Raw genomic sequence first — 24,395 nt, 5'->3', positions numbered from 1 at the left:
TGTTGTGGCGCTTGGGTGAGGGCAACGACCCTTCAGGGCCGCCCACGCGCCGCACGCCCGCGGTCCGCACCGATTGTGCGCACAACAATTGAAACGAGCCAGTCTAGCCGATCCATTCCCGTCCTCCTGCCGACAAGCGTAGTGGGGCAGAAAGCGACAGGTCTATCCTATTCGCGTCATTCTTGGCGGCTAAATCAGACCTTAGGTGCCCACAACCATTACAACAGCCGCGTAATGAGCGGCTGCACCCAGCAGCACATGGACATGCCAGATAGCTCGGTTAAACGGCAAATGCTCGCCCAGATGGAAGAAGATGCCCAGCGTGAACAGCAAGCCGCCACCCACAAGCAGCACGAGAACCACAGGGCTGAACGTGGCAATCAGCGGGCCGATCATCAGAACGGCCATCCAGCCCTGCATCAAGGTCAACATCAGCCCAAACCGTTCAAATCGCCCAAAGAAAAACAGCTTCATACAAACGCCGACAATGGCCAACGTCCATGCCGCCGCTACCAGCGCGTAGCCGTTTGTGCCACCGATTCCGATCAGGGCGATTGGTGTATATGTCCCCGCGATCATCAGATAGATGGCCGCGTGGTCGAACTTGCGCAGCACTTGGCGCGCTGAACGATGCAAGGTCATGTTGTATGCGGCAGAAAGCGTGAAGCTTGCGATCAAACCAGCCCCATAAGCCAGCATTGGGGGCAAGTGACCCAAAGGTGCATCACCCATTGACCAGTAGATCAGGGCCGCCGCACCAATCATGGCCGCAATTACCCCTAAGCCGTGAACGACGCCGTCGGCGACGTACTCGTGATATGTAAAGTCCTTCCCGAACTCCATTGGATTCCCCTTTCGCCTATCAAATAGATAAGAACCAAAGCGGGTGCCGGCATGCCGTTGTGCGGTAAAGTTAATGTCCGCCGCACAGGGCACGACCCACATCCAGTTTATACGCTGGCACGGAAAAGTAAAGATTTCTTGCTGTTACAGGTCGCGGGTGAGGTCTTTGAGTACGTCGGGGATCATCATCACATCTTCGCGGGTGCACGCAAACTGCCCGACAGCAACGCGGATGACGAACTGCCCTGCGTGATTGGTCTGGGTCAGATAGATGCGCCCGTCGCGGTTCACCCGTTCCAGCAGTTCGGCGGTTTTTGCATCATCTTTGAAGCGGAACGAGAACAGCGACAGGATCGGGGGCGTGGTGATGTCCGTGCCGGGCAGGGCGGCAATCTCCTCTGCCGCCTCCGCCGCCCATGCGACATGGTTGCGGATGCGTGCACGCAGGCCGGTCAGACCTTCGGATCGCAGCAGGAACCATAGTTTCAACGCCCGGAAACGACGGCCAAGCGGCAGGGTCCATTCGTTGTAATTCACAACCTCATCCGCGCCTTGGGTCTTCAGATATTCGGGGCGTAAGCCCATCGCGCCGATCTGCGGAGCGGGATCGCGCAGGAACTGCACGGCGCAATCGAACTGAGCGCCCAGCCATTTGTGAGGATTGAAGATGATGCTGTCAGCGGCCTCGACCCCTTTCCAGAGGGTTCGAAACTCCTCGCAGATCATGGCGGACCCTGCCCAGGCGGCGTCCACATGCACGGTCAGGCCGTGAGATCGCGCCACGTCGATGCAGGCAGCAATGTCGTCACAGGCCCCGATTGAGGTGCCGCCAACGCATAAGACCACGCCCGCAGGCTTCATACCCGCCTTAAGATCGGCGCGGATCATCGCATCCAGCGCGGTGGGGTCCATCGACCATGTTGGGTGGTGGGGGATGGTCGGAACTTTGACAAGATTGTCCTGCCCAATCCCCGACAGGCGCACCGCCTTGTCCACGCTGGAATGGGTTTGCGCGCTGGCATAGATGCGCAGCGTCGGCGCGCCGGACAGCCCCTTGGTGATGCCTTCGTGCCCCAACGCCAGCTCTCGCATCGTGGTGACGGCTGAAAATGTTGCGGTGGTCGCACTGTCATGGATTGTGCCGGTGAAATCGCTAGGCAGCCCCATCGCGTCGCGCAGCCACCGGATGACAAGGTCTTCCATCTCGTTGGCTGCAGGGGCCGTTTGCCACAGCATCGCTTGGGCAGACATCGCGTTGGCCAGTTGCTCGGCCAGCATTGACGCAGGCGCAGCATTGGCAGGGAAATAGGCAAAGAAACGCGGGTGTTGCCAGTGGGTCATGGCGTCGGGCACCAGTCGGGTAAAGTCGTCAAAGATAGCCTCGATCGGTTCGGGCGCTTCGGGGACGGGGGCCTCGATCTTGGCCAGAAAGTCACCCGGCGCGAGGTCGGGGCGCACCGGGCGGTCACGCAGACCGGCGTGGTAGTCACGTGCCCAGTCGGCTGCGCGTTTTTGCCACTCTGCTAGTTCGGAATAGTCCATCGCACGCTCCGTGGGATTAGCAATCAAGGGCCGGGCCGCCAGGCGGTCACCCAGCAGATTGGGCAGGCTCAGGCGTTTTCAAGTGCTGTGATGATCGGCGAAAAGTCCGCCGCCGACAGGCTTGCCCCGCCAACCAACGCGCCATCTACGTTTGACACCGCAAAGATGTCTGCCGCATTGGATGGTTTGACCGAGCCGCCATAAAGAATGCGGGTTGAAAGCCCGACGCCCGCGCCGAACCGTCGTTCCAGACCGGCGCGGATGAAGTCATGCACATCACCGATCTGGTCCAGTGTCGGCACCTTACCCGTGCCAATGGCCCAAATCGGCTCGTAGGCGACGACAAGGTTTTCGCCCGTCACCACATCCGGGATGGAGCCCGCCATTTGCCCGCCGATGATATCCAGCGTGTTTCGGGCCTCGCGTTCGGCAAGGCTTTCGCCGACGCAGACCACAACTTTCAACCCGGCGGTCAGAGCGGTGACAACCTTGTTGCGCACATCCGCGTCGCTTTCTTCGTAATCTTGGCGCCGTTCGGAATGACCAAGGATTACATGACTCGCGCCCGCATCAACCAACATTTGCGCGGAAATATCGCCGGTATGCGCGCCGGTTTCACTGGAATGGCAATCCTGCCCGCCGATGGCGATCTGGTCGGGCGTCGCGTTCGCTGCACGCGAAATCAGCGTGGCTGGGGGGCAGATCAGGATGTCACAACCCGGCGTCGGGTGCGCCTTCGCCAGCGCGTCAAGCTCGGTCAGATTTGCGCTGGTCCCGTTCATCTTCCAATTGCCTGCTGCCATTTTGCGCCGCGTCATCACATCTCTCCCTATTGGTTGATATGTTGTCGGATGCGCGGCGGGGGGCGTCAAGCCCTGGTAGTGCTTGCGCACCAATCATGGATCGCTACAAGTCTAAGTGGAATGGGTCGTTCTAGAGGGAAGTCAGATGATCCCCACACTTATACCACGACTGGATGCCGCAAAAACCGCCATTGGTGATCCCGAAACAATGGCCGAGCTGAAATACGCAGTCGAGGAGGTCGGGTTTCTGACCGTCCATAATACGGGCATTTCCGAGAAGGAGATGGTCAGAGTGCTGGACACCTATCGGCGGTTTTTTCAATTGCCGGACGCGGAAAAGTGGGCCGTCGATATGGCGCGGACCGGTGCAAATCGCGGATGGGGCGGGTCGGGATCCGAGCAAGTCGATCCCAAAGCCAACCCCGATTTCAAGCAGGTCTTTGATTGCGGGTTTGAACTGGCCGACGATGACCCGCTGCGGGCCGAGGGGCTTTCAGTTTATGGCGACAATCTGTGGCCCGATCTGCCGGGGTTTCGGCAGGAAATTCAGGACTACTATGCCCAAGCGCTGAAAGTCTTGATGGAGCTGCTGCGCGGTATTTCAGTTGCCATCGGCGAGGATGAGACTTTCTTTGACGACGCCTTTACCCGCCCTATGGCACTGCTGCGCGGTAATTACTATCCGCCGCGCCCGGATTGGGCAGGGGCTAAGGATTTCGGCATTGCCCCGCACACCGACTATGGTTGCCTGACCCTTCTGGCAACCGACGGTGTTGCCGGTCTTGAGGTGTTGGCGGCGGACGGAAAATGGCTGCCTGTTGACGCCCCGCTCGGCGAATTCGTGGTCAATTTCGGTGAGATGCTGGAGATGTGGACCGGCGGTTGGGTGAAGGCCACGATGCACAGGGTGGTCGGGTCAAGTGCCGAGCGTATTTCGGTTCCGATGTTTTTCAATCCGAACCATGACACCAACGTTGCGCCGGTTGGTTCGGGCCAGACCATTCTGGCTGGGGACCACATGAAGAAACGGTTCGACGAGACCTATCTGCACCTCAAGGCGGCAACCAAAGCCTAAGCCAGCGCGTCCAGCGCGCGGCGCGCCCATGCGCAGGCCAGTTCCGGGTCGTCCAATGCGGCGTCCGGCAGGGTCCAATATCCCATGGTTTTGCCATCCATACCGAAAATGCGACTGCCCTCGGCCTCAAGCGCCTCGGCGAAGGGACCTTTGGCCTTCAAATAGATATCGCCGCTGCTGGACAGGATCGCGAAGACCTGACCGTCAAAATAGAATGTCGCGCCGCCCATCATTTTGCGGTGGGTCAGGGGGCCAAGCCCTTCAAGCAGCTCTTTGACAAAGGCGATATCTGAATCGGTGACCGACATCAGGCCCGTGATGTGTCCGCGCTGAGCGCATCATCGAATTTAATCGATTCGCCGCACCCGCAGGCTTCGCTGACATTCGGATTGCGGAACTTGAACCCGGCTTCCAGAAGCGAGATTTCATAGTCGATTTCGGTCCCGAACAAGAACATCTGCGCCATTGGCGCGATCATTACGCGGGCATTGCCCTGTTCGACCACCTCGTCGTGGGTGTCGACATCATCGACATAATCCATGGTGTATTCCATGCCCGCACAGCCGCCTTTCTTGACACCAATGCGCAAGCCTTTGTGCCCGCCCGACGCCATAAGCTTAGCGATCTGGGCCTCGGCGGCCGTCGTCATGGTGATCGGCGATTTGCCGGGTATGCCAAACATCGAATTCTCCTTCATCCCAAGGCTAAGCCGTCAGGTCGGTTTGCTCAAGGGCAGGGTGCATCTGGGGTTACATGAACCCCAGTTCAAGACGCGCTTCGTCTGACATCATCTCCATCCCCCAAGGCGGATCCCATGTCATTTCGACGTTCACCTGCTTGACACCCGCGACGGGCTCGATCGCCTCGACCAGCCAGCCGGGCATTTCGCCTGCCACAGGGCAGCCGGGTGCGGTCAGTGTCATGATCAGATCAACTTCGTTTTCTTTATTGATCTCAACCGTATAGACCAGCCCCAAGTCATAGATATTGACCGGAATTTCCGGGTCATAGACCGTGCGGCAGGCTTCGACCACGCTGTCATATAGCGGGTGGTCAACGGTAGAGGGCTTGATCAGTGGTTCACCTTCAAGCTTGTCGGTTGTGTTCATTGTCATTTTGCCATCGTCCTAATCCTGACTGAACATATAAGGATTGCGGCGGGTAAGGTCCAGAGCCAGACCGGAAGAACGCAGATGTTGCGGTGCAGCTTCTGCCCCAACTTGGTCGTGGGCAAGTGGGTCGCTGGCCCGAAAATTGAACAGTTGCCTGTTTCCTGATTTGATCCAAAACTAGGTAAATCCGGTGCATTGTGTTGGAAATCACAGCCACATGATGCGCAATCGCCTATAATTCGCCATAAAATAGACGTGTTCGCCTTCAATTTTCCACTGGAAGCGCTCTTCTTAAAGAGTCGGGGCAGCACGAGGAGCCAGAACGGTGATTTCGACGAAAAACGGTGACACCAAAACTATAACATGTGCCGAGCAGCTGGATCAGGCCGCGCGGATGGTGCAGGACGTTGCCTATGCGTTGGCCAACCGGGTGGACAACACGACGCTGACCGAGCTGATGCTGACCAGCCGCAAGCTGGAGAGGTTGTCTGAACGGGTGAATGCTGCCAATTTGGGGTCCGTCAAGATCAACCGCGACGATGACCGCTGAAGGGCCAGTTGACCAGCAGATCGCGGCGGCGCTGATCACCTGACGTCAAAAAACCCTTGGCAATCGGGTCTGCATGGGCCAAATCAGCCGCATGCAAGCCCAAAGCCCAAACCGCGTTTCGTTTTCCCTGAATGCCACAGACGGCAAGGCCCGCTCCGGTGTGATCGACACGCCGCGCGGCCAGATCCGCACGCCTGCCTTTATGCCCGTTGGAACCGCGGCCACCGTAAAAGCGATGATGCCGGAAAGTGTGGCGGCGACAGGGGCCGACATTCTGCTTGGCAACACCTATCACCTTATGCTGCGCCCGACGGCAGAACGGATCGATCGTCTGGGCGGGCTGCACAAGTTTATGAATTGGGACAAACCGATTCTAACCGACAGCGGCGGGTTTCAGGTGATGAGCCTTGCCGACCTTCGCAAGATGACCGAAACGGGCGTGACCTTCAAATCCCACATTGATGGCTCGAAACACGAGCTGACGCCGGAACGGTCGATGGAGATTCAAAAGCTTCTGGGGTCCGATATCGTGATGTGTTTCGACGAATGCCCCGCTTTGCCAGCAGATCGCGACCGGATCGCCGAAAGCATGCGCCTGTCGATGCGCTGGGCGGCACGGTCGCGCGACGCGTTCGGGGATCGGCCCGGCCACGCCTTGTTTGGCATTATGCAAGGCGGGCTGGAACGCGATTTCCGAGAAGAAAGCGCCGAGGCGCTGAAAAAGATCGGCTTTGACGGCTACGCGGTTGGCGGGCTGGCCGTGGGCGAAGGGCAGGCGGCGATGTTTGACTGCCTCGATTATGCGCCCGATTTCCTGCCCGACGACAAGCCGCGTTATTTGATGGGTGTCGGCAAGCCCGACGACATCGTTGGCGCGGTCAAACGCGGCATCGACATGATGGATTGCGTGCTGCCGTCTCGATCTGGTCGGACGGGGCAAGTGTTCACCCGTCACGGAGTTTTGAACATCAAGAATGCGCGTCACCAAGATGACCCGCGCCCGTTGGATGAAAACTGTGGCTGCCCAGCCTGCCGCAACTATTCCCGCGCCTATCTGCATCACGTTTTTCGCGCTCAGGAAATGATCTCAGGCATGCTGCTGACATGGCACAATCTGCATTATTTCCAAGACATCATGCAGAGTATGCGCGACGCGATTGCGACTCAAAGATTCGCTGAGTGGGAGGCCGATTTCCATGCAGGCCGCGCGCAAGGCGATATCGACCCGCTTTAAGGGTTCTGAAATCCCGTTCATGCCAACATCTCGCCAGCTTTCCCCTTGTCGTCCGCGCGCGCCAGGGGCAAAGTGTCGGGGCAAAACGGGTTGACGTTGGGCGGTGCGACCCCCATCTGAATAGTCCGAACAGGAGGCGCCCGAGCTGCCGAAACACAGGGGCAGGGCGCTTTGCCAAGAATAAGGAAAAACTATGAGTGAGCAACTGAGCCAATCCTTCCCGGTCCTTCCGCTGCGTGACATTGTGGTGTTCCCACACATGATCGTGCCGCTGTTCGTTGGACGCGAAAAAAGCGTGCGCGCCTTGGAAGAAGTGATGGCGGATGACAAGCAAATCCTTCTGTCCAGCCAGATCGACCCGTCGATTGATGAGCCGGATGTCGAAGGCATCTATACCGTCGGTGTGCTGGCCAATGTGCTGCAACTGTTGAAACTGCCCGACGGCACAGTAAAAGTTCTGGTCGAAGGTCAGTCGCGGGTGCGCATCAGCGACTATGTCGACAATGAAGATTATTTCGAAGCTTTCGCCGAAGTGATCGAAGAACGCCCCGGCGATCCGAACGAGATTGAAGCGCTGTTGCGCTCGGTCGGCGACGAATTCGAACGCTACGCCAAGATCAAAAAGAACATTCCTGAAGAAGCCCTTGCCGCAGTGTCCGAAACCCGCGCCCCTGACAAACTGGCTGACCTTGTGGCCGGTCATCTGGGCGTGGAAGTCGACCAGAAACAGGAGCTTCTCGAAACCTTCACCGTCAGCGAACGGCTTGAGAAGGTCTATGGTCTGATGCAGGGCGAAATGTCGGTTTTGCGGGTCGAGAAAAAGATCAAGACCCGCGTCAAAAGCCAGATGGAGCGCACCCAGCGTGAGTACTATTTGAATGAGCAAATGAAGGCCATTCAGAAGGAACTTGGTGACGGCGAAGAAGGTCAGAACGAACTGACCGAGCTGGAAGAAAAGATCGAAGCCACCAAGCTTTCCAAAGAGGCGCGCGAAAAGGCTGACGCTGAGCTGAAAAAGCTCAAGAACATGTCGCCGATGTCGGCGGAAGCGACCGTCGTGCGCAACTATCTGGATTGGATGCTTGGTGTTCCATGGGGCGTAAAAAGCCGCGTGAAGAAAGACCTGAACAACGCGCAAAAAGTGCTCGACGCCGATCACTATGGGCTTGAGAAGGTCAAGGAACGGATCGTCGAATATCTGGCGGTGCAGCAACGGTCGAAGAAGCTGAAGGGCCCGATCATGTGCCTTGTCGGCCCTCCGGGTGTGGGCAAAACCTCGCTTGGGAAATCGGTTGCGAAGGCCACGGGGCGCGAGTTTATCCGCATCTCGCTGGGTGGCGTACGTGATGAAAGTGAAATTCGCGGCCACCGCCGGACCTATATCGGCTCGATGCCCGGCAAGATCATTCAGGCGCTGAAAAAGGCGAAAACCACGAACCCGCTGATCCTGCTCGACGAGATCGACAAGATGGGGCAGGATTTTCGTGGCGACCCGGCATCGGCGATGCTGGAAGTGCTTGATCCTGAACAGAACTCGACCTTTGTCGACCACTATCTTGAGGTCGAATATGACCTGTCGAACGTGATGTTCCTGACCACGGCGAACTCCTACAACATGCCCGGCCCGCTTCTGGACCGGATGGAGATCATTCCGCTGGCGGGCTACACCGAAGATGAGAAGCGCGAGATTGCGTCGCGTCACCTTCTGCCGGAAGTGATCAAGGATCACGGGCTGAAAAAGGACGAATTCGCGGTCAGCGAAGCCGCCCTGACGGATATGATCCGCTACTATACCCGTGAAGCGGGTGTGCGGAACCTGAAGCGCGAATTGGCGAAACTGGCCCGCAAGGCCGTGACCCAGCTGGTCAAGAAAGAGGTCGAGACCGTCGAGGTCACGCCTGATCTGCTTGAGGACTATCTGGGCGTGCGCAAGCATCGCTTTGGTCTGGCCGAACAGGAAGATCAGGTCGGTGTCGTCACGGGCCTGGCTTGGACCAGTGTGGGCGGTGATCTGCTGTCTATCGAGGCGCTGCGGCTGCCGGGCAAAGGTCGCATGAAGACCACCGGGAAACTGGGTGACGTGATGAAGGAGTCCATCGACGCGGCCAGTTCCTATGTCCGTTCGATCGCACCCGAGATCGGCGTGAAGCCACCCAAGTTCGAAAAGTGGGATATCCACGTACACGTGCCGGAAGGCGCGACACCCAAGGATGGCCCTTCAGCGGGTCTGGCGATGGTCACGTCCATCGTGTCTGTCTTGACCGGCATTCCGGTGAAAAAAGATCTCGCCATGACCGGTGAAGTCACGCTTCGCGGCAACGCGCTGGCCATCGGTGGCCTGAAAGAAAAACTGCTGGCGGCCCTTCGTGGTGGTGTCAAAACTGTACTTATCCCGCAGGAAAACGAAAAAGATCTGCGCGAGATTCCGGACAATGTGAAAGAAGGTCTGACAATCATTCCGGTCAGCCACGTGTCCGAGGTTCTGAAACACGCCTTGGTGCGGGAGCCGGTCGCGGTTGAATGGGACGAAGCGGCGGAAGAAGCTGCCGCGGCGGCCTTGGCCAAGAACCCCGCTGGCGCGACCCCGGTCGCACACTAAGCGGTTTCTTACGACAACGGAAAAGCGCGGGCAAAATGCTCGCGCCTTTCCATTTTGCGGACTATGATCACAACGACACGGTTGTCGGCGTCAGATTACTTTCGCCGTGCAACAAATCTAACATAATATCAAAGGGGCGCTCCATGGCAGCCAGTACCAAATCAACGTCAAAGGCCAAGCATGGCACCGCCGCGGCGGCCAAACGGGGTGTGGCGAAGCCGTCCCAGACAGCCCCGTCCAAAGAGCCAAAGACTGATAGCCTTGCCGCCCCCAAAGAGCCGGTCGTGAAAAAGAAAGATTTGATGGCCCGCGTCGCGGCGCGCGCAAATCTACGCCCCAGCGAAGTTCGCACCGTTTATGACGCGGTGTTGCAAGAGCTTGGTGACGCGTTGCTGCGCGGTGAAAAGCTGCGCCTGCCCCCCTTGGGCTTGGTGAAGGTGAACCGCCACAAAGAACTGCCGGACGCGGATATCATTGTGTGTAAAATCCGGCGCAATAAGGCGACGGGCAGCGGCAAAGATGAACTCGCGCCGACGGACGAGTGACGCTAAAACGCGCGGCGTTGGGTGATTAGCTCAGTGGTAGAGCGCTTCGTTCACATCGAAGATGTCAGGAGTTCAAATCTCTTATCACCCACCAGCTTCCTTTTTTTGGCCACCCACCGGGCGCTGTTTTAACGCCCGTTATCTTATCAGACTCTACCCGTGACCGGTCGAGAATTTGTGCGGTGACATGCCAAACGCTTCTCGAAATCGCTTAGAAAAATAGGCGGCTGATTCAAAACCACACGCCACTGCCACATCAACCACGGCCAGATTGGTTTCCGCCAGCAGGATGCGGGCCCGTTGCAGCCGCAGGTTTTGCAGGTATTTCTTGGGTGTCGTGTCCAAGTATTGCCGGAACAAGCGTTCCATTTGTCGGCGCGATATCCCTAGCTGTTCGATCACAACATCCAAATTGATATGATCGTCCATGTGTTCTTCGAAATGGTTGATGATGCGGACCAACTTGTCGTTGCGCACCCCAATCGAGGCCGAGGTCGAGCTTTGCTGCCGATCGGTTTCTGATCGTTGCACGGTATGCAGGCACATGTTCAGAACCGCTTGCGCCAGCACGGGTCCATGGGTGTCATAGATCAGTTTGAAAAACAAATCGGTCGCCGCGGACCCTCCGCCACAGGTCAGCACGCGGTTGTCTATTGTATATAGCTGCTCGACCGGGGTGAGGTCTGGGAAATGCTCACGAAACGGGGCGATATTTTCCCAGTGCAGCGTAAACTTGTGACCAGCCAGAATGCCTGCGCGCGCCAGTGTGTAAGTGCCAGTGCACAAGCCCCCGACCGTGCGCCCCATGCGCCATTGCTTACGCGTCCAATCCGCAACCTTGGTGCTGGTGGACAGCTCTGGTTGCACGCCCGAGCAGATGAAAATCCGACTGTCGGTGGGGGTGTCACCCAACGGGCGATCAATCCCGATCTCGATCCCGTTCGAACAGCGCACATTGCCGCCGTCTTCGGACATAGTGGTCCACGTGTAAAGGCTTTGCCCGGTCAATTGGTTGGCGATGCGCAATGGTTCAATGGCTGAGGTGAACGCCAGCATCGACAGGTTGGGCAGCAGCACAAAGACAATCGGCTCCGGGTTGTCCGGAGCGTCGATTGCAACATGGGCAACGCCTTTTGGAACGACAGACGCCGACATTTTCCGGTTCCTTGTCAAAGGGAGTGACGCAGCAGACGTCAGCTTATGCAAAGTACAAGTGTTGGGGCAGGATATGATTGTTTTGTGCACCCTACCAGTGGTGGACAGATAATTTTTTTGCCCTTTGCGCAAACCGCTCTTGCAATCCCCGGTTTGACAAGGCTATTAGCTGGCGCAACGGGTCGTTAGCTCAGTTGGTAGAGCGCTTCGTTTACACCGAAGATGTCGGGAGTTCGAGCCTCTCACGACCCACCATTCCCCTAACCGCATAGCTGATTTGCCAAATGGCCCGATTACGTTAGCGTGGTTGCGTCCAGCCCCAATAGGTGCGCCATGCCCATCCAATATCCCGAACTGTTTGTCATTCGCCACGGTCAGACCGAATGGAATTTGGCGCGCCGTCATCAAGGGCGACTGGATTCGCCTTTGACCGAGAAAGGGCAGCAACAGGCGCGCCACATGGGGTCGGTGTTGCAGCGGGTGGTCGGTGGGCGAACGGACGTGGCGGCCCTCAGTTCGCCGCAGGAGCGGGCGTTTCATACGGCCCAATTGTCGCTGGCGTCGTTGGGTTGGCCGATCAAGCAAGACGAGCGGCTATGTGAGGTGGCTTTTGGCGTCTGGGAAGGCCTGACGCGAGACGAAATAGACGCAGGTTGGGGCGATCAGGCTGCCTATGCAGAACAGCATCCAGTGGCTTGGAACTACATGTCGCCGGGTGGCGAGACTTTGGCAGACCTGCAGCTGCGCACTGACAGCTTTTTGAAAGACCTGGCCGGTCCGGCGGTGATTTTTACCCATGGGGTTTTGTCACGGGTGCTGCGGGCACGCTGGCTGGGGCTAAACGAATATGAAATGTTGGACCTGCCGGGCGGGCAGGGGATCATTTTCCACCTCTCGCCCCGGCACGGTCATCAGGTGATCGAAAAATAATCCTGAAAATCGGCATTGGCCGCTTGACGCCCTTGGGTGTGCAGCCTAGAACGCCCGAACTAGCCGAGAGGCTGGCAGTGAGCGGTTGTAGCTCAGTTGGTTAGAGTACCGGCCTGTCACGCCGGGGGTCGCGGGTTCGAGTCCCGTCAACCGCGCCACCACTGCCCGAAATGAAGCCCCGCTTTTGGCGGGGTTTTTTCGTTTTGAACGTGCCGTAGAAGGTGCAAATCCGAAGGCCAGGCTTCGTGATTTCCCCATTGACGCCTGCCCATGCGCGCTGTATCCACGCCGCCACGCGCGGTTGTAGCTCAGCTGGTTAGAGTACCGGCCTGTCACGCCGGGGGTCGCGGGTTCGAGCCCCGTCAACCGCGCCACTTCACCACATTTTCGCCAACACTATTGGCGGCTAGCCTGTCTATATCCACCGCTGCGGATGAGGAAAGATTGTGTCGGTCATTGATGATATTCCGCTTCTGACAATTTTGATATTCTGCGCGACCATCGGGCTTGCGCCGTTTACGCCGCCCCATGTGTGGGAAAAGCTTGTCATGCTGTTCACTGGGACGCTGGTGCGGCCGATTGATATGTTTGATCTGCTGATGCACGGCACGCCGTGGGTGGTCTTGGCCATCAAACTTGTGCGGATGCGTCGCGGCGATCAGCCCGGGAAAGAGGGCTGATCGAAGTTTTGCTGGCATGCGTCATGGGACGCGTGAGCTTTGCGGCTTACGATAATTCCGCCAGAATGCGCGCCCAGCTACGGATGCCTTTGTGGAAGCTTTCCAGATCGTATTTCTCGTTCGGGCTGTGGATGTTGTCGTCATCCTTTGCAAACCCGATCAGCATCGCGTCCACACCAAGGATGTCCTTGAAATAGCCCGCAATCGGGATCGACCCACCGCAACCCGCAAAGGCAGCAGGGATGCCCCATTCGTCACTCAGCGCCTTGCGGGCTTGTTCGAACATCGGATTTTCCGTTGAGACCTGCGCGGCGGGCGATCCTTTTTCGGTGCGATATTCAACCGTGAAGCCCTCGGGCAAGCGGTCTTCCAGATAGGCGCGGAAGGTCTTGCGGATTGCGTCGGGGTCTTGCTTGCCCACCAGTCGGAAACTGACCTTGGCCGAGGCTTTGCTGGGCAGCACGGTCTTGAACCCGTCACCGGTATAGCCTCCCCAGATGCCGTTCACATCGCAGGTGGGGCGCGACCACAGCATCTCGATCGGCATACGGTCTTGTTCGCCCGCCGGGTGTTTTAGGCCCACGTCACCAAGGAAAGACACGTGATCAAAGCCCAACCCCTGCCATTGGGCGCGCATATCGTCTGACAGTTCCTCAACCCCGTCATAAAAGCCGGGCAGGGTGATGCGGCCCGTGTCGTCATGCAGGTCTGCCAGCGCGCGGGCCAGGATTCGGATGGGATTCATCGCCACACCGCCATACATGCCTGAATGCAGGTCGCGGTCGGGGCCGGTGATGGTGAAATCCTCGCAGGTCATACCGCGCAATTGGGTGATGATCGCGGGCGTTTTTGATTCGAACAGCCCGGTGTCGCAGATCAGCGCGATATCGGAGGTCAGTTCGTCTTTGTTGTCCTCCATGAAGGGGATCAGCGAGGGCGAGCCTGATTCTTCTTCGCCTTCAAAAAACAGCGAAATGCGCGCGGGCAGGCTGCCGTGGACGGCAATCCACGCCCGGCAGGCTTCGACAAAAGTCATCAATTGTCCCTTGTCATCGGACGATCCGCGACCCCGGATCACCTTGCCGGCTGGCGTGCCTTCAAGGGCGGGCTCAAACGGCGGCGAGTCCCACAGCTCCAGCGGGTCAACGGGCTGCACGTCATAATGCCCATAGAACATCAGATGCGGCGCATCTGCAGGGCCATCTGCATGCGCCACGACCATCGGGTGGCCCGGCGTTTGGCGTTTATCTACTTGAAATCCAATGGTTTTCAGGTCGCCCACCAACCAATCGGCAGCCTTCTGGCATTCCACGGCATATGCTGGGTCCGTCGAAATGGACGGGATGCGCAACAGCGCCAGAAGGCGGTCGATGGCGTCAGGAAGGTCCGCGTCAATACGGTCCAGAACAGGGTCGAGCGACATGGGAAAGGCTCCAAATTTGTGGTCGTTGGCGCCGAGCCTACCAGCCCGTCTGACACTGTCCACCCCGTCTGGAAAAGGGGGCGTAGTGTCGCGGAAATCCCAAAAAGGGTTCCGTTTGCGCTGGATCAATGTAAAACCCGCGTGCAAACCGTTAACACGGCAAGCAGCGACGATCAGGGAAAACATATCTAATTTTTGAATATGTTTGTGAGGTGATACCCTGTATGTTGAGCGAACGAACAGGATCAGACCGGCCAGGAGGGAACCTTGGACTATAATCACGAGCTCGACGCAGCGCTGCAGCGCCTGCACGACGAAGGCCGCTATCGCACATTCATCGAGATTGAGCGCCGTCAGGGCCAGTTCCCCCACGCCACATGGAACAAGCCCGATGGCACCGAAGCGCCCGTCACCGTCTGGTGCGGCAACGACTATCTGGGTATGGGTCAGCACCCCGCCGTGCGCGATGCCATGCACGAAGCGATTGAAGCCACCGGCGCCGGTTCGGGCGGCACACGCAACATCTCTGGCACAACCGTCTATCACAAACGGCTAGAGGCCGAGATCGCGGACCTTCACCAGAAGGAAGACGCGCTGATCTTCACCTCGGCCTACATCGCCAATGACGCGACTCTGTCGACATTGCCGAAACTGTTTCCGGGCCTGATTATTTATTCGGACGCGCTGAACCACGCCTCGATGATCGAAGGTGTGCGCCGCAATGGTGGGGCAAAACGTATTTTCCGCCACAACGACCTGGCGCACCTTCGCGAGCTTCTGGAGGCCGACGATCCCGCCGCGCCCAAGCTGATTGCGTTTGAAAGCGTCTATTCGATGGATGGTGATTTCGGACCGATCGAAGCGCTGTGCGATTTGGCCGACGAGTTCGGCGCGCTGACCTATATCGATGAAGTGCACGCGGTTGGCATGTATGGCCCGCGCGGGGCAGGTGTTTCCGAGCGTGATAACCTTGCGCACCGTATCGACATTATCAACGGCACTTTGGCCAAGGCGTATGGCGTGATGGGCGGCTATATCGCGGCATCGACGAAAATGTGTGATGCGATCAGGTCTTATGCGCCTGGCTTCATCTTCACGACGTCACTGCCGCCAGCCGTTGCGGCCGGAGCGGCGGCGTCGGTCAAGCACCTGAAGGAAGATCAGGCGTTGCGCGAAGCGCATCAGACTCAGGCCAAGATTTTGAAGACCCGCTTGAAAGCGCTTGGACTTCCGATCATCGACCATGATTCGCACATCGTGCCGGTTATCGTTGGCGACCCCGTCCACACCAAGCAATTGTCTGATATGTTATTGGAAAACTTCGGAATTTACGTCCAGCCGATTAACTATCCGACGGTGCCGCGCGGCACTGAACGGTTGCGGTTTACCCCGTCGCCAGTGCATGGGCCGAAGGAAATGGATGCGCTTATCAATGCACTTGACCAACTTTGGTCCCATTGTGAGCTAAATCGCGCCGAACTGTCAGCTTAACCTCAATCACGCACTGCACATTTTGTGAGAATGTGTTACTTTTCCACTAGGGAAGGTGACGAACGCGAATCGTCAGCTTCTTTGGGACACTTGAGGCACTAGGAGCAGCTGGATGATCGGGCGTTGGAACACGTCTCGGATCGAGGAAGAAGAGAAGCCAACAGGCTATGACTCCTTTGATCTCCGACTAGGCGATGTCATGCGTGGCGAACGTGCCACGCTGGGCAAATCGCTGTTGGATGTTCAGCGCGAACTGAAAATTAAAGCCACCTATATCGCTGCGATCGAAAACGCAGATGTCGCTGCGTTCGAAACGCAGGGGTTCATCGCCGGTTATGTTCGGTCTTATGCCCGGTATTTGGGGATGGACCCAGAATGGGCCTATGCCACATTCTGCGCGGAAAGCGGGTTTACCACGGCCCATGGTCTGGCCCCTAGCGCGTCCACCTTGTCCGAAAAGTCATCCAAGCAGTCCAAGCGCGCCGATCACTCAGGCGATCCGCTGGCCAACCCCAACGCAAACTGGGTGCCGCAAACCGAAAGCGTCTTTGCCGGCATTGAACCCGGGGCGGTCGGTTCTGTCGCTGTTCTTGCCGCGCTGATCGGCGTTTTGGGCTTTGGCAGCTGGTCGGTGCTGCAAGAAATTCAACGTGTCGACTTCGCGCCCATTGAGCAAACACCCGGTGTGCTGGCCGAACTGCCGGACGTTGGTGGGGGGCCGTCTGACCGTGGTGTGAACGATACAGAAGTATTGGCACAAGCTGGCGTTGGCCTGTCCCAACCCCCATCGGCCGAAGCGCTGGACCGGCTGTATCGGCCGCAAGCGCTGGAGGTGCCGGTGCTGACCCATCGCGATGCGCCGATCTCGACTTTAGATCCATCCAGGGTTGGTGTTCTGGCCGGTGTCAGCGCGCCGGATCTTGGCCCCGATCTGGGGATTGCGCCCAGCTTTGCGAAACCGAGTTCCATCGCGTCACGCGATACGCAGCGCTTCGCCACGAATTTGACCGCGCCGGTTGCCGGTGCCCCGATAGAAGACACAACCCGCGCTGTACAGGTGCTGGGGGCAGAGGCCGCCGAGGTGGCCGTCTTTGCCGTGCGCCCGTCCTGGGTACGCATCAAGTCCGCTGACGGCACAGTTATTTTTGAAAAGATTTTGGACGCTGGCGAACACTACATCCTACCAAAAACCGAACAAGCGCCCGTCATGCGCACCGGGAATGCCGGTTCGATTTACTTCGCGGTCAACGGCACAGCCTATGGTCCATCAGGCGATGGCCCATCGGTTGTGAAGAACATCGCGCTGTCGCAAGATGCGCTGACCGAAACCTTCGCACTCGCCGATCTGGCAAACGATGCTGATCTGGCCACCTATGTGGCCGAACTGACCGTGGCGCAGTAACTTCACCTTTCACGAAAACTTGGGATGCGCGGCGCGCCGTTGCGCTTGTCGCCGTTGCCTGCGCACGTTATCCCTAACCCCGAACAAACCGGCAAAAGAGTGACCCCCATGTCCCACAATCCGATCCGACCATGGCGAGATATCGAACGTCGCAAGTCGCGGCAGGTGATGGTGGGCAATGTACCAGTCGGTGGCGATGCCCCGATTGCCGTGCAGACGATGACCAACACCGACAGCTCAGACGTGAAGGCCACGCTGGCGCAGGTTCAAGCCGCTGCCGAGGCTGGCGCGGATATCGTACGTATATCGTGCCCAGACGTGGGATCGACGGTAGCGTTGAAAGAGATTACCGCAGAAAGCCCAGTGCCCATCGTGGCCGACATCCATTTTCATTACAAACGCGCGATTGAAGCGGCCGAAGCGGGTGCTGCCTGTCTGCGCATTAATCCCGGCAATATCGGTGATGAAGGTCGGGTGCGTGAAGTGATCAAGGCTGCGAAGGACCACGGCTGCTCAATCCGGATTGGCGTGAACGCCGGATCGCTGGAACGTCACCTGCTTGAGAAATACGGCGAGCCATGCCCTGAGGCGATGGTGGAAAGTGGCTTGGATCATATCCGCATTTTGGAAGACAATGACTTCCGCGACTATAAAATCAGCGTGAAAGCGTCAGATGTGTTCCTGTCCGCCGCCGCCTATCACGGGATCGCCGAGGCGACCGACGCCCCGATCCATCTTGGCATAACTGAGGCTGGCGGGTTTGTGTCCGGCACAATCAAAAGTGCCGTCGGGCTGGGCAATCTTCTGTGGGCCGGGATCGGGGACACGATCCGCGTCAGCTTGTCTGCCGATCCGGTGGAAGAAGTCAAAGTTGGATTTGAAATTCTGAAAAGCCTAGGCCTTCGCCACCGGGGTGTGAACATTATCTCGTGCCCGTCCTGCGCGCGACAGGGGTTTGATGTGATCAAGACCGTCGCAACGCTGGAAGAACGTTTGGCCCATATCCACACGCCGATGAGCCTGTCGATCATCGGCTGCGTGGTGAACGGACCGGGCGAGGCTTTGATGACCGATGTCGGGTTCACCGGCGGCGGCGCTGGGTCCGGTATGGTCTACGTGGCCGGGAAGCAGGACCACAAACTCGACAATGAAAAGATGGTCGACCATATCGTCGGGCTTGTCGAAAAGCGTGCGGCAGAGATTGATGCTCAGGCAGACGAGGCGGCCGAATAACGGGGACTTGGCCCCCTCGATCCGTTGGCATTCTCCATAAGATCATGCGTTTATCATTGTCTCTGGTCTGACGAATGCCAGATTGAGGATAGACAGTCTGTCTGGCATCAGGCGCCTGGCACCCGGACGTGCCTTTTCGCGCGCTTCCTGGGCCGGGTTCGCAAGACAGACGCGATTGATGCGTGGATGCTGGCCGTGTTCGCGCTAAAGTCGGATGGATTACGGCTTTGGCAACCGATTGAACCGAAAGCTGCGGGCCTAGCGTCGCCGCCGGGACAATCCGGCCAAGGTCACGCGGATCAAGCAAAGCCGCCCGGAACACGCGACGATCAAAGCGGTATGCCGTTCGCTGAGCAGGCATGAGCTGGTGAGAGGGCCGGACAATGCAGTCTTTGATAGTCAATGCGTTGCGAAGTGCTTTATAAGAACGTTATGCAATCTGGTCTTGAGTCTCGGATACAAGAATTCGATGGTACTGCCATTTCAATATTGTCAGAGGCGAGAGCTGCCAGTCGAGACGCACACGGTTACCTTGATGACCTCATACCTCTGTGTTTTGACCCAAGACCAAACATCGCGGACGGAGCGACTTGGATACTCAAGGCGGAAATTGAGGACGGTGTTCAATTGGCACCGGATTTGGTTGATCTGATTGTCGCTTCGCTGGAAAATCTTCAATCGTGGCAAGCAAAACTCCATATTTGCCAATCCGTTGACGGGTTTCAGTTTACAGCAGCTCAAGCAGATCGATTTATCGCGTGGGCGGCACAACTAGCTGACCATTCACGCCCGTTCCTGAGGGCATGGAGCCTACATGCGAGAGTGAAGCTTGGGATCAAGTTCGCAAAGCACAGACATGCCTCCGGACTTGCTTTGAGTTCGGCAGAGTTAGATGAAGCCGCTTCAGTTCGAGCGCGCGCGCGGAAGCTGCGAAAGCTACTGGCTCGGCAAGGTTGATGTGGTTCGAAACGGATTATTTTGGGTGGAGAGTTGTCCCATAAGAAAGTTAATGAGGGCTCGGAGGACGACTATGTCGCGCGCGGGACGAACGGCTGCTCTGCTGAAACCGCATTCGCAAAGAGCGTCCGATATTTGGCGCCTAGACGCGCTTTACCCATGCTCACGATTAAGCTGGGTGTTGGCCAGCGCGCCATGGTAGATATTTCAGGCCAGAAGAAGCACCAAATCGCAACCAAGTCCTGCGCAAATGAAGTGGGATACAGCCGACGGCGATGAAGCTGCAGTTGCAGCGTCACGAGCTTGTGTTCGTCGGGCCCAGAATCCCGATGATTGCTGCGGGTTTCTTCCGGCGCGAAATATCCTGGGGTGAGCCCCGAAGGTGCGAGGGCCGAGGCCTCTTCCGACCTATACTCGGGCCTACTCCTCATTAGGCGTGACCGATTGGATCGGAAACCGAAGCCCGTCCTCGGTGATGACCACCAGGCTGGTGCCATTCATTATGTAAAGATCGCAGCGTGAAATACCGGTGACAAATGTCACGCAAGCCGTACTGTCCGCGCCAATCACATATTCCCCCAGCCATGTTCCCCCGCCGCCATAGGTATAAGTGTAATGCCCGTCTTTTTCGAACGCCGAGGTGCCTCCATCATGGTATGTCAGTGTGTGTCCTGTCAGAGTGTCGGACAACTCTGAAGCGCTTAGGCGGGTGTCGTTTGGCCGGGTTTTCCAGTTTTCGGCCTGTGCTGGAAATCCGAAAGACAGGGCGGTCAGGCACAGCGCGAGATGGGTCGGGTGGGGCATGGGGCTTCCTTTCACCCCAAGACTAACGGCAATCTCAACTGTGTCGCGTCACGTTGCGGTGAGCAGGCTTATTCCTGCGCAAGTCGCGCTTTGCGTCCACCTCGCCGTTTGGTCAGCAAGTTTTTGCGGTCTGGCAAGTCGATCATCACGGCCCGTCGGGCGGCGGGTGACAGGCGTGACCATCCGCCGATTTCTTCGATCGTGCGGAAGCATCCGGTGCAAATGCGTGCCACGGGGTGGACGACACAGACGTTGACGCAGGGGCTTTCCACCTCGTCGCGTTTCCAGATGTCGTCGGTCATTACAGATGCCTCATTCGGTCCAGCACACCTTGCAGGATATACCCGGCGGCGACATGGTCGATCACCTCTGCGCGACGCTTTCGGGACGTATCCGCCTCTAGCAGGGCGCGTTCGGCAGCGACGGTAGACAGGCGTTCGTCCCAGAATGTGATCGGGATGTCGACCAGCTTTTCCAGATTTCGGGCGAAAGCACGGGTGGATTGGCAGCGCGGCCCTTCGCTACCGTCCATGTTGCGCGGCAGACCAAGGACCAACCCGCCAAGCTGGCGATCCGCGATGATGTCAAGCAAGCGGGCCGCGTCCGTGGTGAACTTCTTGCGTTTGATGGTCTCAAGCGGGGTTGAAACCTGACGCAATCCATCAGACACCGCGACGCCGATGGTTTTCGTGCCAAGATCCAACCCACCCAGCGCCGCCATTGGGGGCAGGTCTTGGGCGAAGGCCTCGACCGTCTCATGGATCACGAGGCGACCCCGGCTTGTTCGGCAGCGGCGCGCACAGTGGCCAGCGCATCGGGGGTGTCGGCAAACACGGTCTGAGCCTCGCCCCAGATGGCCGCAGCGCGTTCTGTGTCGCCAACAACGCCAAGCACACTGATCAGGCGGGCCCATTCCTCGGGCGTGCCGCCTTCAGTGGCCAGCCGTTCCGAGAGCTGTTCGATCATCCCTTGAATCATCGCGTTGCGGTCTTCTTCGCTCATGTCTTGGGCTGCGTCGACATCGTCGGCGCTGGGGCCGGGCAGGCCGGGGGCGGCAGGCATCGTGGGTCGGGGCGCGGCATCGGGCGGGGTGTAGTCGACGCCAGCATGAGCCGCGAGGCTACCGATTTGCGTTCGCACCGACGTCCACCAGATGGCGGTGTCAGGGCCTTCTTCCAGCAGCCCGCGCCACAGGCGGAACCCCATGTCGGGGCGTCCGTTTTGGGCAAACATTAGCCCGGTATAGTAACGTGCCAACTGGTGACGTGGGTCACGCTCAAGGGCATTTTTCAACATGTCCTCGGCTTCGGGCGAGATAAAACCGCCCGCCGCGTTGACCATCAGGTCGGCTTGCCGGACATAATCGTCTGCGGTCGCGGATTGCCCTTTGATTGCCAGCAACTGGCTCATCGCCTCGCGCGCAGCCACCATGTTGCCAAGGGCGGCTTCGTGCTGCGCCAATAGGTCCAAACCGCGGATGTCATCGGGTTTTTTGGCGACCGCTTCACGCAGATTATTGATCAGTGCAAGATAATCTTCAGGCGCTTCGGGAGGGGGCCCGGGCCACGGTGGCATGTCGGCTTCGACTTCAGCCTGGCTGGGACGGCTTTCGCGCATCTCTTGGCTCATTGCGATCCGTTTTTCGCGGCCAAGATCCTGATAGCCGGGTGAGCCCATGACCCAATAGAGCCCAAAGGCGCCACAAGCGATTGCGCCGGCGGACAGCGCCATGGCGAGGCGGCTGACACCAGCCGGGGCGTCGGCAGGCACGATTTTGGCTTGCGCGGTTTTGTCGGCCTCAAGCAGGCGTCGCGAAATCTCGATCCGGGCGCGGTCGGCTTCTTGCGCGGTCACAGTGCCACGTTCCAAGTCACGATCCAGCTCGCTGAGTTGGTCGCGATAAACTTTCATGTCCGAGCTTAACTTACCCGTTTCGCCGTCCGCGGGCGCAGACAGGTCGTGGGGCCGCAACATTTGCCGCGCCAGAACCAAAATGGTGACGAGCGTGAGCGCCCCGATGATCAGCCAGAAAACCATGTTCCCTCCGCGAGCTTAAGTTACCCCCCCATGTAATGCGCAACGCGGGCGGGCAAAACCCTTAAAGGTCAAGTGCGACAATCACGATGCCGCGCGGGGCGGTAAATTCCGCGCTATGTCGCCTTTTTCATTCCAAATGACGCTGGAATATCGTCCGCCAACGTCGCAAGACGTGTAAAACCGACATGAACTGTGTGCCCAGCTGAGGGGATTCGCATGCGACGTTATTCTGCATTTGCCATTGCGCGCGAGGCTGCGCGTTATCACCAGGGGTGGGAGCGCGCGTGGGCGTCGCCCAAGCCGAAGAAGAAATACGATGTGGTCATCGTGGGCGCGGGTGGCCACGGGTTGGCCACGGCGTTTTATCTGGGCAAGAATTTCGGGATCACCAATGTGGCGATCATCGAAAAGGGCTGGCTGGGCGGCGGCAATACGGGCCGCAACACCACGATCATCCGGTCGAACTATCTGCAAGACCCTTCTGCCGCGATCTATGAAAAAGCCCGCTCGCTTTACGAGACGATGAGCCAGGACCTGAACTACAACGTCATGTTCAGCCCGCGTGGCGTCATGATGCTGGCCCAGACCGAAAGCGAGGTGCGCGGATATGTGCGCACGGCCCACGCCAATGCGCTGCAGGGTGTGACGACTGAATTTATCTCGCCGCAGCGGGTGAAGGAACTCGTGCCGATCATGAACATCGACGGCCCGCGCTATCCCGTTCTGGGTGCGCTGTGGCAGGCCCGTGCGGGCACCGCGCGTCACGATGCGGTGGCTTGGGGCTATGCGCGTGCGTGTTCAGACATGGGCATGGACATCATCCAGAAATGTGAAGTGACCGGGGTGCGCCAGTCGGGCGGCAAGGTCACGGGCGTTGATACCACGCAGGGTCAGATTGATTGCGACAAGCTGGCCATGCTTGTGGCCGGAAACGCAAGCCATCTGGCCGATATGGCGGGCTTCCGTCTGCCGATGGAAAGCGTGGCGTTGCAAGCACTGGTGTCCGAGCCGATCAAACCCTGCATCGACGTGGTGGTCATGGCCAACACGGTGCACGGCTACATGTCTCAGTCCGACAAGGGTGAGCTGGTCATCGGTGGCGGCACGGACGGTTACAACAACTACACCCAGCGCGGATCGTTCCACCATGTGGAAGAAACCGTGCGGGCCTTGGTCGAGACCTTCCCAATCATCTCACGCCTGAAAATGCTGCGCCAATGGGGCGGCATCGTGGACGTGACCGGCGACCGCTCACCCATCATCGGCAAGACGCCCTTGGGCAACTGCTTCATCAACTGCGGTTGGGGCACCGGCGGCTTCAAATCGATCCCCGGATCGGGCTGGGCCATGGCCGAAACTGTCGCCAAGGGCGAACCCGGCGCGCTGGCAAGCGAGTTCGGTTTGGACCGCTTCACTGAAGGACGCTTCATTGATGAAAGCGTGGCTGCGGGGGTGGCTCATTGATTTTCAGAGATCCGGCTAGGCAAGTTGGTTGGAAACGCTTTGCTCCACTGGTGGCAGTTGCGCTGTGGGGCACTGTTTCTCTTATCGCAATATATGAACATTTGCCTGCACTTTTCGGGCGGATGGGAATTGTTGGCCTGGGTCTTATATTGGTTTCTTTTGCGTTTGCGAGAAATGCCTATGCATCCTACGTCCGCTGGCTTCAAACACATATAGCTCTTTGGAATGCCGAATTGTTTTCAGTCGCTCCCAAAACCGCAGAGTTTTTTGCGATTTATGACAAAGCCAAGCTGCACTTTGGGCCTGATGATCGTGCAGTTTTGGAGCAAAACAAAGGTGCAATTACGCAAGCACATGAGATGAGTAAACCTATAATCACCGCACTTGATCGGATGATCCAGAAGCATGAACAGGTTCTTTCGAAGATGGGTTGGTGGGAGATAGCGCTTGTAATCATCGCCTCAGTCCAGAGCGGTGTTGGCGAAACAGTTTTGCTAAGAATGTTGGAAGGATAAA

General features: G+C 58.2%; 24 protein-coding genes and 4 tRNA genes. 16 read left to right on the top strand and 12 right to left on the bottom strand.

The window, feature by feature from the left end:
- Positions 1–201 precede the first annotated feature (201 nt).
- The 3 genes from MUY35_RS02185 to tpiA form a co-directional block, all read right to left on the bottom strand.
- Entirely contained in the window at positions 202–843 is a 642-nt protein-coding gene (locus MUY35_RS02185; RefSeq protein WP_248363581.1) for a hemolysin III family protein, read from the bottom strand.
- A 144-nt stretch (positions 844–987) separates the two neighbouring features.
- Complete coding sequence (locus tag MUY35_RS02180) at positions 988–2,385, bottom strand: pyridoxal-dependent decarboxylase (protein WP_248363579.1); 1,398 nt, start codon at positions 2,383–2,385, stop codon at positions 988–990.
- 68 nt (positions 2,386–2,453) lie between these two features.
- Entirely contained in the window at positions 2,454–3,203 is a 750-nt protein-coding gene (tpiA, locus tag MUY35_RS02175; RefSeq protein WP_248363577.1) for a triose-phosphate isomerase, read from the bottom strand.
- Positions 3,204–3,333: 130 nt separating this feature from the next.
- Between tpiA and MUY35_RS02170 the strand changes: the two genes are divergently transcribed.
- On the top strand, positions 3,334–4,263 hold the full coding sequence (locus tag MUY35_RS02170) for a 2-oxoglutarate and iron-dependent oxygenase domain-containing protein (protein WP_248363574.1): 930 nt from the start codon (positions 3,334–3,336) through the stop codon (positions 4,261–4,263).
- On the opposite strand, the gene MUY35_RS02165 is transcribed toward MUY35_RS02170, so the two are convergent.
- The 3 genes from MUY35_RS02165 to MUY35_RS02155 form a co-directional block, all read right to left on the bottom strand.
- Complete coding sequence (locus MUY35_RS02165) at positions 4,260–4,571, bottom strand: TfoX/Sxy family protein (RefSeq protein WP_248363571.1); 312 nt, start codon at positions 4,569–4,571, stop codon at positions 4,260–4,262. The genes MUY35_RS02170 and MUY35_RS02165 overlap by 4 nt on opposite strands.
- A complete protein-coding gene (locus tag MUY35_RS02160; RefSeq protein ID WP_248363569.1) occupies positions 4,571–4,945 on the bottom strand; it encodes an iron-sulfur cluster assembly accessory protein in 375 nt (124 codons plus the stop codon). Before MUY35_RS02160 ends, MUY35_RS02165 begins: the two co-directional genes overlap by 1 nt.
- Before the next feature lie 67 nt (positions 4,946–5,012).
- Positions 5,013–5,378: an SUF system Fe-S cluster assembly protein gene (locus tag MUY35_RS02155; protein ID WP_248363566.1), complete on the bottom strand. Its 366-nt coding sequence runs from the start codon at positions 5,376–5,378 to the stop codon at positions 5,013–5,015.
- A 322-nt stretch (positions 5,379–5,700) separates the two neighbouring features.
- Here MUY35_RS02155 and MUY35_RS02150 point away from each other — a divergent pair, with 322 nt between their 5' ends.
- From MUY35_RS02150 to MUY35_RS02130, 5 genes are all read left to right on the top strand, one after another.
- Positions 5,701–5,925 carry a hypothetical protein gene (locus tag MUY35_RS02150; protein ID WP_248363563.1) on the top strand — a complete coding sequence of 75 codons (225 nt, stop codon included), beginning with the start codon at positions 5,701–5,703 and terminating at the stop codon, positions 5,923–5,925.
- A gap of 91 nt (positions 5,926–6,016) precedes the next feature.
- Entirely contained in the window at positions 6,017–7,159 is a 1,143-nt protein-coding gene (gene tgt / locus MUY35_RS02145; RefSeq protein ID WP_248363836.1) for a tRNA guanosine(34) transglycosylase Tgt, read from the top strand.
- 193 nt (positions 7,160–7,352) lie between these two features.
- Positions 7,353–9,758 carry an endopeptidase La gene (gene lon / locus MUY35_RS02140; RefSeq protein ID WP_248363562.1) on the top strand — a complete coding sequence of 802 codons (2,406 nt, stop codon included), beginning with the start codon at positions 7,353–7,355 and terminating at the stop codon, positions 9,756–9,758.
- A 143-nt stretch (positions 9,759–9,901) separates the two neighbouring features.
- Positions 9,902–10,303, top strand: a complete 402-nt coding sequence (locus tag MUY35_RS02135) for an HU family DNA-binding protein (protein WP_248363560.1) — start codon at positions 9,902–9,904, stop codon at positions 10,301–10,303.
- Positions 10,304–10,322: 19 nt separating this feature from the next.
- Positions 10,323–10,397, top strand: a tRNA-Val gene (locus MUY35_RS02130).
- A 59-nt stretch (positions 10,398–10,456) separates the two neighbouring features.
- On the opposite strand, the gene MUY35_RS02125 is transcribed toward MUY35_RS02130, so the two are convergent.
- A complete protein-coding gene (locus MUY35_RS02125; RefSeq protein WP_248363559.1) occupies positions 10,457–11,458 on the bottom strand; it encodes a GlxA family transcriptional regulator in 1,002 nt (333 codons plus the stop codon).
- Positions 11,459–11,637: 179 nt separating this feature from the next.
- Here MUY35_RS02125 and MUY35_RS02120 point away from each other — a divergent pair.
- From MUY35_RS02120 to MUY35_RS02100, 5 genes are all read left to right on the top strand, one after another.
- Positions 11,638–11,713 (top strand) — tRNA-Val (locus tag MUY35_RS02120).
- 78 nt (positions 11,714–11,791) lie between these two features.
- A complete protein-coding gene (locus tag MUY35_RS02115; RefSeq protein ID WP_248363558.1) occupies positions 11,792–12,388 on the top strand; it encodes a histidine phosphatase family protein in 597 nt (198 codons plus the stop codon).
- Between the two features lie 81 nt (positions 12,389–12,469).
- Positions 12,470–12,546 (top strand) — tRNA-Asp (locus MUY35_RS02110).
- A 139-nt stretch (positions 12,547–12,685) separates the two neighbouring features.
- A tRNA-Asp gene (locus MUY35_RS02105) sits at positions 12,686–12,762 on the top strand.
- 72 nt (positions 12,763–12,834) lie between these two features.
- Positions 12,835–13,068 (top strand): RND transporter, encoded by a 234-nt coding sequence (locus MUY35_RS02100; RefSeq protein ID WP_248363557.1) that lies wholly within the window; start codon positions 12,835–12,837, stop codon positions 13,066–13,068.
- A 46-nt stretch (positions 13,069–13,114) separates the two neighbouring features.
- On the opposite strand, the gene MUY35_RS02095 is transcribed toward MUY35_RS02100, so the two are convergent.
- The gene (locus MUY35_RS02095; RefSeq protein WP_248363555.1) at positions 13,115–14,491 is read right to left on the bottom strand and encodes a M20/M25/M40 family metallo-hydrolase; all 1,377 of its coding nucleotides are present in this window, start codon (positions 14,489–14,491) and stop codon (positions 13,115–13,117) included.
- Positions 14,492–14,758: 267 nt separating this feature from the next.
- Here MUY35_RS02095 and hemA point away from each other — a divergent pair, with 267 nt between their 5' ends.
- From hemA to ispG, 3 genes are all read left to right on the top strand, one after another.
- Positions 14,759–15,982 (top strand): 5-aminolevulinate synthase, encoded by a 1,224-nt coding sequence (gene hemA / locus MUY35_RS02090; protein WP_248363553.1) that lies wholly within the window; start codon positions 14,759–14,761, stop codon positions 15,980–15,982.
- Between the two features lie 112 nt (positions 15,983–16,094).
- Positions 16,095–17,384 (top strand): helix-turn-helix domain-containing protein, encoded by a 1,290-nt coding sequence (locus tag MUY35_RS02085; RefSeq protein ID WP_248363551.1) that lies wholly within the window; start codon positions 16,095–16,097, stop codon positions 17,382–17,384.
- A gap of 108 nt (positions 17,385–17,492) precedes the next feature.
- On the top strand, positions 17,493–18,617 hold the full coding sequence (gene ispG / locus MUY35_RS02080; protein WP_248363548.1) for a flavodoxin-dependent (E)-4-hydroxy-3-methylbut-2-enyl-diphosphate synthase: 1,125 nt from the start codon (positions 17,493–17,495) through the stop codon (positions 18,615–18,617).
- 1,377 nt (positions 18,618–19,994) lie between these two features.
- Here ispG and MUY35_RS02075 read toward each other — a convergent pair.
- The 4 genes from MUY35_RS02075 to ccmI all read right to left on the bottom strand — a co-directional run bounded on the left by MUY35_RS02075 (position 19,995) and on the right by ccmI (position 22,415).
- Positions 19,995–20,378 (bottom strand): hypothetical protein, encoded by a 384-nt coding sequence (locus tag MUY35_RS02075; protein ID WP_248363546.1) that lies wholly within the window; start codon positions 20,376–20,378, stop codon positions 19,995–19,997.
- A 68-nt stretch (positions 20,379–20,446) separates the two neighbouring features.
- Complete coding sequence (locus MUY35_RS02070; RefSeq protein ID WP_248363544.1) at positions 20,447–20,680, bottom strand: DUF1289 domain-containing protein; 234 nt, start codon at positions 20,678–20,680, stop codon at positions 20,447–20,449.
- Positions 20,680–21,144, bottom strand: coding sequence for a Holliday junction resolvase RuvX (ruvX, locus tag MUY35_RS02065; RefSeq protein ID WP_248363542.1), 465 nt, complete (start codon positions 21,142–21,144; stop codon positions 20,680–20,682). Before ruvX ends, MUY35_RS02070 begins: the two co-directional genes overlap by 1 nt.
- Positions 21,141–22,415 carry a c-type cytochrome biogenesis protein CcmI gene (gene ccmI, locus MUY35_RS02060; protein ID WP_248363540.1) on the bottom strand — a complete coding sequence of 425 codons (1,275 nt, stop codon included), beginning with the start codon at positions 22,413–22,415 and terminating at the stop codon, positions 21,141–21,143. Before ccmI ends, ruvX begins: the two co-directional genes overlap by 4 nt.
- A gap of 216 nt (positions 22,416–22,631) precedes the next feature.
- Here ccmI and MUY35_RS02055 point away from each other — a divergent pair, with 216 nt between their 5' ends.
- Together MUY35_RS02055 and MUY35_RS02050 are read left to right on the top strand one after the other, a co-directional pair.
- On the top strand, positions 22,632–23,879 hold the full coding sequence (locus MUY35_RS02055) for a sarcosine oxidase subunit beta family protein (RefSeq protein ID WP_248363537.1): 1,248 nt from the start codon (positions 22,632–22,634) through the stop codon (positions 23,877–23,879).
- Entirely contained in the window at positions 23,876–24,394 is a 519-nt protein-coding gene (locus MUY35_RS02050) for a hypothetical protein (RefSeq protein ID WP_248363534.1), read from the top strand. The genes MUY35_RS02055 and MUY35_RS02050 overlap by 4 nt, the downstream gene beginning before the upstream one ends.
- Position 24,395: the final 1 nt, after the last annotated feature.

Source organism: Aliiroseovarius sp. S1339, assembly GCF_023195695.1.
In the GTDB taxonomy this organism is placed as follows: Bacteria; Pseudomonadota; Alphaproteobacteria; order Rhodobacterales; family Rhodobacteraceae; genus Aliiroseovarius.
This window is presented reverse-complemented; position numbering and strand designations above follow the sequence as displayed.